This window comes from Caulobacter sp. DWR2-3-1b2, from assembly GCF_049896345.1.
GTDB lineage: Bacteria > Pseudomonadota > Alphaproteobacteria > Caulobacterales > Caulobacteraceae > Caulobacter.
Window position 1 is genome coordinate 285265 of the sequence record NZ_JAFCUC010000001.1, and the last position, 12322, is coordinate 297586.

Below are 12322 nucleotides of genomic sequence, written 5' to 3' on the forward strand. Positions count from 1 at the left end.
CCCGACGGCTACCAGTGCGGCTTAAGACTGAATGAGAGGGCCACCATCTCGTCCTTCTGGCTGGACATTCCCATCAGTTGGTCCCGGGCCTTGATCGAGCGGTGGACATAGCCGAACGAGGCCTGCATGTCGCCCTTGCGCCAGGCCACGCCCGCCTGGCCGTCGCTGAGCAGCTTGCTGGAATTGTCGGTTGTAAACCCGGCCCGGCTCCAGTCGCCGTCCGAACTGCGCAGCACGTTCAAGCCCACGGCCTGGCCGCTGGCGGCGGCGAACACGTACCAGCGCCCGCGGTTGCCCATTTCCCGGCCGTCGCGGACCCCCAGCGAATTGCTGACCTTGTCCTGCATGCTCTTGCCGAACCGCACGGTGGCGCCAGCCTCAGCCGAACCGCCGGCCCCGCCGAAGCCCAGGCCGGCGTGCGGCGTGACATCCAGGGCGTACTTGCCATTGTCGAGCTTCACAGCAGCTGGCCAGCCGCGGGTCACCAAGACGTCGACGTCTCGGTCCGCGAAGCTGTCCTCGCCGTCGGGACGGACCAGGGACAGCGGACGGCTGTTGCCGGTTTCCGAAACTCTGGCCACAGACACACGCATCGAATCAACGGCGCGATGGCTTTGACCGACCACGAAGACGTTCGAGCGCCAGATCACCGGTCCGTGGCCCTCGTAATAGCGATTGGCGTCCAGCAGCTTGGCGTCGCCATAGGCGCCGGCCGGGGACAGGCCAAAGCTTGGATCTTCGGACCCGGCGGCCATCGACTGGGGCGCGGCCGAGAAGCCCACCGTGCTGGGCCGCACGTCACGTACGCTGAGACCGGCCGCTTCGGCCGCGCGCAGATCGACGGTGAAGCTTGTGGCCCGACCCTTGCGGACGTCGCCGATCGACCTATCCGAGGTATCGGCGGCGGCCTTGGCCGCCCTGCCAGGATTGGGACGCGCCTGGGCCGAGGCGCAAATGAGCGCGCCTAGCCCCATCCCCACGATCAACACCGTTGCGGCGCGCATGCCGGCCCCCTCAGTCCTCGTCCTCACAATGAGCCTAACCGCAATCGCGACAAGGTCCATGGGACGAAATCCCACACGCATGAACATTTCGCGACCGGCTTGGTTCCGAACGCAAAACGGCGGCGCGAGGGACCGCGCCGCCGTTGGTTTTCGAGGGATCGGGCGCCGGACCTATTGGCAGGCCAGGCACTCTTCGTAATCGGTCTTGTTGGGGGCGTCGAAGCCGTTGGCGGGACCCGCCAGGGCGATGTCTGAGCCCGCATAGGCGGCCCGCTGCACCGACTTGGAGCGCAGGTAGTACAGCGACTTCACGCCGCGCTCCCAGGCCTGCCAATGCAGCATGTGGAGGTCCCACTTGTCGACGTCGCCGGGCAGGAAGATATTGACCGACTGGCTCTGGCAGACCTCCGGCGTGCGGTCGGCGGCCAGTTCGACCACCCAGCGCTGATCCAGCTCGAAGGCGGTCTTGTAGACGTCCTTTTCGTCCTGGCTGAGGCAGTCCAGATGCTGGACCGAGCCCTCGTTCTCCAGGATCGAGCCCCAGACGGCGTCGGTGTTCTGGCCCTTGTCCTCGAGCAGGCGCTCCAGATAGGGGTTCTTGACCGCGAACGAGCCCGACAGCGTCTTGTGAGTGTAGATATTGGCCGGGATCGGCTCGATGCCGGCGCTGGTGCCGCCGCAGATGATCGAGATCGAGGCCGTCGGGGCGATCGCCAGCTTGTGCGAGAAACGCTCCATCGAACCCCGGTCGGCGGCGTCGGGGCACGGGCCCTTCTCTTCGCCGATGGTGATCGACGCCTTGTCGGCTTCGCGGCGCAGGTGCTTGAACATCCGCATGTTCCAGCTCTTGGCCAGGGCGCTCTCGAACGGCACGTTCTGGCTCTGCAGGAAGCTGTGGAAGCCCATCAGGCCCAGGCCCACCGAACGCTCGCGCATGGCGGCGTAGGCGGCGGTCTTGGCGGCGTCCGGGGCGCGATCGATGAAGTCCTGCAGCACGTTGTCGAGGAAGCGCATGATGTCCTCGATGAACATCGGGTGGTCGCGCCATTCCAGGAAGGTCTCGGCGTTGACGCTCGACAGACAGCAGACGGCGGTGCGGTCATTGCCGAGATGATCAACGCCGGTGTGCAGCATGATCTCGCTGCACAGGTTGGACTGGCGCACCTTCAGCCCCAGCTCGCGCTGATGCTGCGGCATGGCGCGGTTTACGGTGTCGGAGAAGATCAGATAGGGTTCGCCGGTCTGCAGGCGCAGCTCCAGCACCTTCTGCCAGAGCGAACGGGCGTCGACCTCGCGCAGGACTTCGTTGGTCTTGGGCGAGCGCAGGCCGAACTTGTGGCCGTCGCGCACCGCGTGCATGAACTCGTCGGTGATCGAGATGCCGTGGTGCAGGTTCAGCGACTTGCGGTTGAAGTCGCCCGAGGCCTTGCGGATCTCCAGAAACTCCTCGATTTCCGGATGAAAGATGTCGAGATAGACGGCGGCCGATCCGCGACGCAGCGAGCCCTGGCTGATCGCCAGGGTCAGGCTGTCCATCACGCGGATGAAGGGGATGATGCCGCTGGTCTGGCCCTGGCCCTTGACCTTTTCGCCGATCGACCGGACGCCGCCCCAATAGGTGCCGATGCCGCCGCCATTGGCCGCCAGCCAGACGTTCTCGTTCCAGACGCTCAGTATGCCGTCCAGGCTGTCGGAGACCGAATTCAGGAAGCAGGAGATCGGCAGGCCGCGCTCGGCGCCGCCATTCGAGAGCACCGGCGTCGAGGGCATGAACCACAGCTGGCTCATATAGTCGTAGACGCGCTGGGCGTGGTCGGCGTCGTCGGCGAAGGCCGTCGACACGCGGGCGAACATGTCCTGGTACGACTCGCCCGGCAGCAGGTAGCGGTCTTCCAGAGTGGTCTTGCCAAAATCGGTCAGCAGGGCGTCACGGGCGCGGTTGACCTGCACCTTGCGCACCAAAGCCAGTTTCGGACGCTCGGCCTTCATCCCGCTGGTGCGGGCCTGGGGGAGAGCCGTCATCTTAGCCGCTTCACTGCCGGTCATGATCAAAATCCATAATCAATCAGCGTGTTCCGGAAAAGGAAACTTCCCGTCCAGCCGCTACATCTAGTGGCCGAGGAGCCCCCTCAGCCCACATATGGGGCCACAGTGGCTAATGACTCGTCAACGGCGAGATGCGCCCGGGGGCTGAGTTTTTTCTTAACAAGGTGTGGAGGAACATCGGTGTGCGAGAAGATACTGGGCATCATCAACGGGTTGCGTGGCCAGAACAAACGCGGCTGCGACCCCCTGTCGCGGGCCACAAATAAGTGATCCGGCGGCGGAGCGGATTTCGTCAAAAGCCCCTTGCCATTTCGATGCGCCCGGCCGGCGGCCATTGCCGTGAGGTCCGACCGCTGGTCAGCCGGAAAGTCCAAAAGAAAAGGGCCCGGCGTCGCCGCCGGGCCCTCAACTTCAGTCGTGATCGCGATCTTTAGAAGTTGATCGAGATCGTGGAACGGCGGTTCAGCGGTTCCTTCACACCATCGCCAGTGGCGACGGCGGGGGCGCTTTCGCCCTTCCAGTCAACGGCCAGGGCGTCAGCGGCGACACCAGCGCCGACCAGGGCGTCAGCCACGGCCTTCGCACGACGCTCGGAGAGCTTGGCGTTGTACTTCGGCGAACCCGAGGTGTCGGTGTGACCGACGACCACCAGCTTGGTGGCGTGACCCGAGGTCGCGTAGTTCGCGGCTTCCGAAACCACCGACGAGGCTTCCGGCGTCAGGACGTACTGATCGAACGGGAAGTAGACGATGAACTCACGAGCCTCATACGCCGGCGGAGGCGGCGGGGGAGGCGGCGGGGGCGGAGGCGGCGGGGGCGGGGGCGGGGGAGGCGGCGGGGGCGGCGGGGGCGGCGGAGCCGCGAAGGAATACCGCAGACCAACGGTCACGGATTGATCCTTCACTTGGCCTTCCCAGGCGCCAGGCTGCAGAGCCGCAGCCGAGCCGGTCGACTGCCACGCGTGGTCTTGGGTCGCGAAGTAGCGATAGGTGAAGTCGATCTTCAGCTTGTCAGTCGCCTTGATCGAGGCGCCGGCGATCGCTTGCCAGGCCACGGCGATGTCGTCGTCGTCGACGCTGAGGTTCTGGATGGCGGGGTTGGCGGCTGTGATCGGACCGATCGTGCCGCTGAATTGGCCCAGCGTGCTGACGTCCAGACGGTTGATGCCGATACCGGCGCCAACGAAGGGGTTAAACCAAGCGTCTGGCGCGAAGTCATACAGGACGTTGACCATCAGCGACCAGGAGTCCATCGAACCCGATGGGCTGCCGCACTTCGGGGCTCCGACGGTACGCGTCACGCCGGGGGTGCAGAGCGCGTAAGGCTGCTGACGGACCGGGTTCCCGCGGATGCTGGCGATGTCGCCAGGGCGGTAACCGCCCTCGACTTCGGCGCGCCAGTTCGGGTTGAACTGATAGCCCAGACGGACGAAGCCGGCCCAGTCATCGTCAGCCGACCACGTATAGTGGTAGTGAGCGCCGTCAAGAGCGTTGCGATCGGACTCGGCGTTTACGCCTTCAGGCCAGTGGTAGCCAAGGTCGACCGCGCCATACCAGCCGGCCTCTTGGGCCGAAGCGGCGCCAGCGGCGAACACCGCGGCTAGAGCCACTCCCGCCAGGAGTTGAAGTTTCATATCTAGAGCCCTCTATTGCCCAGCACCGGCCGAGACCGACCGAGCATTGTTATACCAAGGCGCGCGATCCGCGAAAGTGTCAGCAGGGCAACACCCGTCAGGTTTCGTCATCCTACGGAAGTACGACGACGCCAACACATGATCGCCCCACGAAAATCAACTATCGAGCGTACCGGCTGACTATCCCGGAAAAAGCGCCAGCACGGTACCGGTTCGCATGTGAATCCGCGTAGCGCAAGGCCTTGGGCGCGTTTTGCCGGCCGCGAATGCGTAAAAACCTAGCATGCATGCGCGATGGCCACGGGTCGGGCGGTGGGCGCCCGCTACCTCAGCCCAGGGTGCGCCGATATCGCGACACGCCAGCCCGCGATCGCCAAAGCAACCGAGGCAAGAAAACTGACCCGCGAGTCTCCGGGAACACGACGCCCAGGATGAGGGCGCCCCAACCCCAAGACCGCCACGCCCACGCAAACCGCGAACAGGGCCTGGCCAGGATGAGGGTCACCACGGTCTGCACCAGCCCGACCACCGCATAGGACGCCAGCTTGCCGATCACCACCTCGATCGGCTTGGCCGGCGCGGCGAGCCGGCTTTCCGTCGCGCCGCACTCCGATCGCGCGTGACTCTCAGCGTGGTCGTCATCACCAGCGTCATGGACAGGATCACGCCCGACAGACCGGGCGCGATATCGTAGGCGGTGATGCTCTCGGGATTGTCACGGGGGTGAATCACCCCCTCGAACGGATCGCGATCGACCTAGAGCATTTCCCGACCTGACTGCGTCAGGCCGTGAGCTCTAATCTCCTGTTTTGACGCATTTTTCTTGACGCGAACCGGAACCACTTCGCTCGAAAAATGCTCTAGCCCCCGCCGCGCCCACCACGGATATCTTCGAACACCCGTCACGATGTCCCGATCTCAACACCTCTGGGAGAGGGTGGTGCGACTTAGGTCAGCTTCGCCGCGTCGCGCAGCCGCCGCCGCTTGCCGCCCAGCGCATCCGGCCGGTTCAGCACCTGGCGGTACTCGTCCCGCCGCTCGTGGATCGAGGCGATGACCAAGCCCATGGGGACGCCGATATCCACCAGCACGGCTTCGGACAACTGCAAGCTCGCCTCAATGGTCTCTGGCACCGCGTCGGTGACGCCCAGTTCGTAGAGCCGCGCGGCGTGGCGGGCGTCTCGCGCGCGCGCCACGATGGTCAAGTCAGGCCGATGCCCGCGGGCGGCGGCCACCACCGCCTCGGCGGCGTCCGGCGAATCCATGGTCACCACGACAGCTCGCGCGTAGTCGAGGCCGCATCGCTCCAGCAATTCCACCCGCGAGGCGTCGCCGTAATAGACCTTGTGACCGGCCCGCCGCCCCTTCTGCACGAAACTGGTGTCGCGATCGATGGCGATCCACGGCACCGCGTGGCGGTCGAGCATGTCGCCCACCAGCCGGCCGACCCGGCCATAGCCGACCACCAGCACCCGGCCCTCCGGCTCCTCGCCCTGGTGCTCGGGAACCTCCGGCGCCTCGGGCGTGGCCAGGGTCGTCTTGCGGGCAAGCCGGCCGCCGATCGCCGACAGGGTGGGGACCAGGAACATGGTCAGGGTCGCAGCGACCAGCACCGCCTGGCCGATCCGCCCACTGACCACGTCGGCGCCTATGGCGTTGTCGAGGATCACGAAGGCGAACTCGCCGCCGGCCGCCAGGGTCAAGGCCGCTTCGATCGCCCCGCGGCTCGACAGGCCAAACAGCCCTCCCAGCCCCAAGACCATCACCGCCTTGATGACCAACAGGCCCACGGCGACGCCCAGCACCAGCACCGGCGAAGCCACCAGCAGCGACAGGTCCAGCCGGATGCCCAGCGACACGAAGAACAGGCTGAGCAGCAGGCCCTTGAACGGCTCGATCTTGACCTCGACCTCGTGGCGGTACTCGGTCTCGGCCAGCAGCACGCCGGCCACGAAGGCTCCCAGCGCCATCGACAGGCCGGACAGGGCGCTGACCAGGCCCGCGCCAATGATCACCAGCAGGCAGGCGGCCATGAACATCTCTTCGCTCTTGGCTTTCGCGACGGAGCGCATCATCGGCCGCAGCGCCAGGCGTCCGAGCAGCACGATGGCCCCCAGGCCCAACGCCGCCGGCCCCAGGGCCAGCAGGTCGGCCAGCCGGAACACCCCGTCGCCGCGGCCCAGCACCGTCAGGGTGATCAGGATCGGAGCCACGGCCAGGTCCTGGAACAGCAGCACCGAAAAGGTCGCCCGTCCGCCCTCGGAATGCAGTCGCTTGCGCTCGACCAGCACCGGCACGGCGATGGCGGTGGACGACAAGGTGAGCGCCGCGCCAATTACCAAGGCCGAGACCGGCGGCTGGCCCAGGGCCCAGGCCACGCCGCCCAAGGCCAGGGAGCAGCCGATCAACTGGGCCGCGCCGAGGCCGAACACCAGCTTGCGCATCAGCCGCAGCCGCTCCCACGACAGCTCCAGCCCGATCATGAACAGCAGGAAAACCACGCCGAACTCGGCCAGCTGGGCGATCTCGTCGGGATTGTCGACGGTGACATAGTCCAGCCACGGCAGCACATGGGTCAGGCTGCCCAGGCCGAACGGCCCCAGGATCACGCCGGCCAGCAGGAAGCCGAGGATAGGATTGATCTTCAGCCGCTTGAACAGCGGCGCCACGATCCCCGCCGTGGCCAGGAACAGCACCAGGTCCTTGTAGTCCGCCGGTGACATCGCGTGGCTCACGGGGTGTCGTCTCCTTTGTTCCGCGTTCGCCAGACTAGAGCATTTCCCGACCTGACTGCGTCAGGCCGTGAGCTCTAATCTTCTGTTTTGACGCATTTTTCTTCACGCGAACCGGAACCACTTCGCTCGAAAAATGCTCTCACCGCTCGGCCGTTCGTCGCTCTTCATGGGCGGATTGTCGCCACCCGCCGTCTTCAGCAGCGCGATAACCTTGGGAAGGTCCGCGCGTCCAGCTCGCTCAGCGAAATAGGTTTCGGTCCGCAAGGCCGACAGCTTTTCGGCCACCGCGACATTGATCAGTTGATCGAGAGCCACGCCTTCGGCCTCGGCGGGCTTTCGAGCCTCGTCGAGCAAAGAAGGCTGAAGCCGCAGCGCGAAATTGCTCTTCCTCATCATCCTGTCTCCAATTTCAACATCACTTCGCCGGGCAGCCAAAGGAAGGACAGCCGCGCGGGCTCGGCGATAGAGGCCACAGCATCGAGGATGGCCCCTATGTCGCAGACAGAAAGGCCGGACACCGCGAGATGTTCATCGCGCGTCATCACGGCTTCGTGCTCGATCAACAAAGGCGTCGAAACCAACAAGGTTAGACGTTGCTCTAGCCCCGCTAGCAGCAGCCGATTGGACCCACCCGCATGACTGCGGATCGCCGCCACCATTGTCGCCATTGTCGCCATTGTCGCCGTGCCGAGCACCAAGCGCATGAGACAATTATGGATGTCGCCCGCGATATCGCAAGCGTGTTGGGGCGACGGCCAGCTGGCCAATTTTGAAAGCACGCCCAATCCGGTTTCGTCCGCCGGGATCAACGCCACCCCGCCGCCTCCAGCGCCTCGATCAGCAGGCGTCGAGGATGCCAGGTCAGTGATGGAGGGAGAACATTGACCCGCCGCCCGTCCAGGACTACCCACGCCCCATCATGAGCCCCCGTCGCGGACAGTCCCGGTCGACCTGGTCCATCGCCCTGCTGGCGATGCTGGCCCTGCTCGTCCAGGCGCTCGTCCCGGCTGCGGCCATGGCCTATGAGGCGCGTTCTGGCCAATCGGTGGTGATCTGCACCGCCCAGGGCGCCCGGACGGTCATCCTCGACGACACCAAGCCAGCGCACAAAGGCTTCGCCGGCCTGCCCTGCGCCCAGTGCGTGGTCGCTAGCCTGGCGACCACGATCACGCCCAACGCCCAGATCTCCCTGCCTGTGCGCTACGCCGCTCGCGTCGAGATCGCCCCGCCCTTGGCCCGTCGCGGCCTGGCCCCGGCCCGCGCCCCGCCGCGTCCGCCCGGACAAGGTCCGCCCCACCTCCAGAACGCCTGACTTTTCGCACTGCGCGCCAGGCCGAGAAGGCCGGCGTGCGCGCCGTCACGTTCTTGGGGCTCAAGTCTTTCATGCCGAAATCCTTACGCCTGGCCCTCGCGGCCGGCGCCGCGCTCTGGGCGCTCTCCGCCATCACCAGCGCCGCCTGGGCCGACGACCAGCACACCGTCGATTCCGTGCTGGTCACCGCCCGCCCCGATCCGGAGGACCCGCCCGTGGTCGCCCAGTCCCGCAAGCGCCTGTCGGAAACCCCCGGCGCCGTGGCCGTGGTCTCGTCCGAGGCCTATGCCGCCCGCTACGCCGTTGGCCTCAACGACGTCGTGCGCGACGTGCCCGGCGTCTTCGCCCAGAAGAAGTTCGGCGAGGACACCCGCCTGTCGATCCGCGGCTCGGGGATCGGCAACAGCAGTCACAATCGCGGCACGATGCTGGCCCAGGACGGCGTGCCGCTGAACGAGGCCGACGGCTTTGGCGACTACCAGCTGATCGACCCGCTGCTGGCGCGCTATACCGAGGTCTACAAGGGCGGCAACGCCCTGCGGTTCGGCGGGGCGCTGCTGGGCGGGGCGATCAATTTCGTCACCCCCACCGGCAAGTCAGCCGGCGCCGACACCCTGCTGCGGGTTGAGGGCGGGGCGTTCGGCGCCGCGCGGATCCATGGCGAGGTGGCGCGGACCTTCGGCGACGACGACGTTTTCATCGGGGCCACCTTGATGAACAGTGACGGGTATCGCCAGCAGAGCAACGCCTCGGCTGCGCGGCTGTCGGTCAATCTCGGCCACAGCTTCGGCGAGGATCGCGAGGTGCGGTTTTATCTGTCCGGAGCCGATCTCCGCCAGCAACTGGCCGGCGCCCTGACCCTCAACCACGCCCTGCACGACCCCACCCGGGCGAACTACTATGCCCCGGTCAACAACCTCTCCAACAATTACGGGCGCAACATGCGCAACGCCCGGACCAGCCTGCAGACCACATGGCGGTTGTCGCCGACCACGGTGTTCGAGGGCGGGGTCTATGGGGCCTGGCGCGACCTGGACCACCCGATCTTCCAGGTCGTGGATCAGGAGAGCCGAAATTTCGGGGCCTTCGGTCGCTTGGACTGGACCGGTCAAGTCGGCGACATGGCCGCCGACCTGTTCGCGGGCCTGTCGTATCGCATCGGCGACCTGGACGCCCGCCAGTGGGTCAATCTGCACGGCTCGCACGGCGCGCCCACCGCCTATTCACGGCAGAACGCCAAAGCCCTTGACGCCTTCGCCGAGGGCCGGCTGTTCGTGACCCCGCGCCTGGCCCTGGTGGCCGGCGGGACCTACGGCACGGCCTCGCGCGAATATCAGAGCTACAAGCTGCCGACCGGCGGCTTCGACCTGACCGAAAGCCGCGACTATGACTGGTTCGCTCCGCGCCTGGGTATGCTGTTCCAGGCCGATGAGGACTCGCAGTTGTTCGCCAACCTGACCCGCTCGGTGGAGCCGCCCAATTTCGGGGCTTTTTCGCCGACCGCTGCGGCGGGTTTCGCGCCGGTGGTCCCGCAAACGGCCTGGACCGGCGAGGTCGGGGCGCGGGGCCGGCGCGGGGCCTTCGCCTGGGACGTGGCCCTGTATCGCGCCCAGTTGACGCACGAACTGCTGAGCTTCGTGGTCGATCAGGCCCACCCGGCCGCGACCTTCAACGCCGACAAGACCTATCACCAGGGGCTGGAAGCCGGCCTTGACTGGCGGATCGCCCCGCGCCTGCGGCTGCGCCAGACCTATGCGTGGTCGGACTTCCGGTTCGACAGCGATGCTCAGTTCAAGGACCGCCGCCTGCCCGTCGTGCCCGTGCACCTCTACCGCGCCGAGCTGAAATACGACCACCCGGCCGGCTGGTTCTTGGCCCCATCGGTGGAATGGTCACCGCGCGGCGTGCTGGTCGACTATCAGAACAAGGTCTGCGCGCCCGACTACGCCATCGCCTCGCTGAGCGCCGGCTACGCCCGCGACAAGGTCACCCTGTTCCTCGACGCCCGGAACTTGACCGACAAACGTTATGTCTCGACCGTCAATCCGTCGGTGACCGCCACCACCGTCTCAACCGCCCTGCCCGGCGCGCCCGACAATTCCACCGCCGCCTTCTGGCCCGGCGACGGGCGCGGGGTGTTCGTCGGCGTCACCGGCAAGTTCTAGGGAGATTCACATGCGCAACCTCATCCTTCTCGCCGCCCTGCTGGCGCCGCTTCCCGCCGCCGCCCACGTGGTCGCTGCGCCGAACGAGGCCAAGTCCGGGTCCTATTCGGCCATCGCCTTCCGGGTGGGCCACGCGTGCGCGGCAGGCGACGCCACACTGAGCCTGCGGGTCGAGATCCCCGACGCCGTGGCCTCGGCTCGACCGCAACCCAAGACGGGCTGGACGATCGTCATCGAGAAGACCGAAGACGCCGACCCCGCCAAGCGGCGCACGACCTCGGTGAGTTGGACGGGCCGCCTGACCGACGACCAGTTCGACGACTTCGCCGTGCTGATGAAGCTGCCGGCCACGCCCGGCGACTTGGTCTTCCCCGTCGTCCAGACGTGCGAGCATGGCGAGAGCCAGTGGACCGAGGTCCCCGACTCGCAACGCCCCGGTGAAAAATTGACCCGTCCGGCGCCGGTGGTCCACCTGACCCCCGCCACGCCCGCCACGCCCGTCGACATGCCCGGCATGAAACCTTGATCGAGAGACCTCCCATGCGTCGCCTTGCCCTGACCGCCCTCGCCGCCCTGACCCTTGCCACCCTGGCCCAGGCCGCTCCGGCCGCCGCCGGCGACTATCGCCTCGGCGGCATCGCGGTGCAGCGCCCGTGGACTCGCTCCGCCGCCGCCGGCATGAACGGCGTCGGCTATTTCACCCTGGCCAATGTCGGCGCCAAGCCGATCAAGCTGGTGTCGATCGAAAGCTCCGCCGCGCGGTCGATCACCCTGCACCAGAGCCTGATGAAGAACGGCGTTTCGTCGATGCGCGCGGTGACCGGCGGCGTTGCGGTCGTCCCGGGCGCCCAGGTCGCGTTCGCGCCCGGCGGCTACCACGTGATGCTGATGGGCCTGACCAAGGCCCAGGCGCCGGGCGGCAAGACGCCGGTGACCCTGGTGTTCGAAGACGGCCGCCGAATGAGGATCGACCTTTCGGTCGAGGCCGGGCCACCGAAGGCTGCAGCCGACCCGATGGCGGGGATGGCGGGGATGCACGAGCATTGAGGGACTTACCGTCGGGGACATGCACTTGTGCGTGTCCCCATCCGCGCCCGAGATCTGGGGACACGCACAAGTGCATGTCCCCGAAAGAAAAAAAGGCGGCTCCATGCGAAGCCACCTTTTTTGTCGAGTCTGTCAAAAATAGAAAGCGGGTCCAGATACACCAAACCCGCCGCGGGGGATAATCGCGGCGGGTCTGGCTATTTCTTGATCATTCGATCTAGGTGGGCGTTTCCTCCCCGAAACGCCGAAGGAAGGGAGCTCTCTTTTGGGCTCGTTTCTTCCTTGCAAGGGTTAGAAACGGCAAAACCGAGATGGTGTCAACGGTAACGATCGTGAATCCGCAAGGCGTTGGAATATTTTTGACACAATCCCGATAGATT

10 protein-coding genes are annotated in these 12322 nt (G+C 66.3%); 4 read left to right on the forward strand and 6 right to left on the reverse strand.

Going from position 1 to position 12322, the window contains the following annotated elements:
- Nucleotides 1-8 precede the first annotated feature (8 nt).
- The 6 genes from ACP694_RS01425 to ACP694_RS01450 form a co-directional block, all read right to left on the reverse strand.
- Nucleotides 9-1004, reverse strand: a complete 996-nt coding sequence (locus ACP694_RS01425; protein WP_426009856.1) for a lipid A-modifier LpxR family protein — start codon at nucleotides 1002-1004, stop codon at nucleotides 9-11.
- A 171-nt stretch (nucleotides 1005-1175) separates the two neighbouring features.
- On the reverse strand, nucleotides 1176-3056 hold the full coding sequence (locus ACP694_RS01430; protein WP_426009858.1) for a ribonucleoside-diphosphate reductase subunit alpha: 1881 nt from the start codon (nucleotides 3054-3056) through the stop codon (nucleotides 1176-1178).
- Nucleotides 3057-3480: 424 nt separating this feature from the next.
- The gene (locus tag ACP694_RS01435; protein WP_426009859.1) at nucleotides 3481-4683 is read right to left on the reverse strand and encodes an OmpA family protein; all 1203 of its coding nucleotides are present in this window, start codon (nucleotides 4681-4683) and stop codon (nucleotides 3481-3483) included.
- A gap of 947 nt (nucleotides 4684-5630) precedes the next feature.
- Nucleotides 5631-7406: a cation:proton antiporter gene (locus ACP694_RS01440; protein WP_426011263.1), complete on the reverse strand. Its 1776-nt coding sequence runs from the start codon at nucleotides 7404-7406 to the stop codon at nucleotides 5631-5633.
- A gap of 114 nt (nucleotides 7407-7520) precedes the next feature.
- The gene (locus tag ACP694_RS01445) at nucleotides 7521-7814 is read right to left on the reverse strand and encodes a hypothetical protein (protein WP_426009860.1); all 294 of its coding nucleotides are present in this window, start codon (nucleotides 7812-7814) and stop codon (nucleotides 7521-7523) included.
- Nucleotides 7811-8233, reverse strand: a complete 423-nt coding sequence (locus ACP694_RS01450; RefSeq protein WP_426009862.1) for a hypothetical protein — start codon at nucleotides 8231-8233, stop codon at nucleotides 7811-7813. The genes ACP694_RS01445 and ACP694_RS01450 overlap by 4 nt, the downstream gene beginning before the upstream one ends.
- Nucleotides 8234-8337: 104 nt before the next feature.
- On the opposite strand from ACP694_RS01450, the gene ACP694_RS01455 reads away from it, so the two are divergent.
- The 4 genes from ACP694_RS01455 to ACP694_RS01470 all read left to right on the forward strand — a co-directional run bounded on the left by ACP694_RS01455 (nucleotide 8338) and on the right by ACP694_RS01470 (nucleotide 11942).
- A complete protein-coding gene (locus tag ACP694_RS01455; protein WP_426009863.1) occupies nucleotides 8338-8730 on the forward strand; it encodes a DUF2946 family protein in 393 nt (130 codons plus the stop codon).
- 71 nt (nucleotides 8731-8801) lie between these two features.
- Nucleotides 8802-10895 carry a TonB-dependent receptor family protein gene (locus ACP694_RS01460; RefSeq protein WP_426009864.1) on the forward strand — a complete coding sequence of 698 codons (2094 nt, stop codon included), beginning with the start codon at nucleotides 8802-8804 and terminating at the stop codon, nucleotides 10893-10895.
- 10 nt (nucleotides 10896-10905) lie between these two features.
- Complete coding sequence (locus ACP694_RS01465; protein WP_426009865.1) at nucleotides 10906-11421, forward strand: YcnI family protein; 516 nt, start codon at nucleotides 10906-10908, stop codon at nucleotides 11419-11421.
- Nucleotides 11422-11435: 14 nt separating this feature from the next.
- A complete protein-coding gene (locus ACP694_RS01470; RefSeq protein WP_426009866.1) occupies nucleotides 11436-11942 on the forward strand; it encodes a copper chaperone PCu(A)C in 507 nt (168 codons plus the stop codon).
- The last annotated feature ends 380 nt before the right edge of the window (nucleotides 11943-12322 follow it).

Coding starts and splice junctions, on each gene's coding strand:
- ACP694_RS01425 (WP_426009856.1), bottom strand. CDS start 1,004: ATGCGCGCCGCAACGGTGTTGATCGTGGGGATGGGGCTAGGCGCGCTC.
- ACP694_RS01435 (WP_426009859.1), bottom strand. CDS start 4,683: ATGAAACTTCAACTCCTGGCGGGAGTGGCTCTAGCCGCGGTGTTCGCC.
- ACP694_RS01440 (WP_426011263.1), bottom strand. CDS start 7,406: ATGTCACCGGCGGACTACAAGGACCTGGTGCTGTTCCTGGCCACGGCG.
- ACP694_RS01445 (WP_426009860.1), bottom strand. CDS start 7,814: ATGATGAGGAAGAGCAATTTCGCGCTGCGGCTTCAGCCTTCTTTGCTC.
- ACP694_RS01455 (WP_426009863.1), top strand. CDS start 8,338: ATGAGCCCCCGTCGCGGACAGTCCCGGTCGACCTGGTCCATCGCCCTG.
- ACP694_RS01460 (WP_426009864.1), top strand. CDS start 8,802: ATGCCGAAATCCTTACGCCTGGCCCTCGCGGCCGGCGCCGCGCTCTGG.
- ACP694_RS01465 (WP_426009865.1), top strand. CDS start 10,906: ATGCGCAACCTCATCCTTCTCGCCGCCCTGCTGGCGCCGCTTCCCGCC.
- ACP694_RS01470 (WP_426009866.1), top strand. CDS start 11,436: ATGCGTCGCCTTGCCCTGACCGCCCTCGCCGCCCTGACCCTTGCCACC.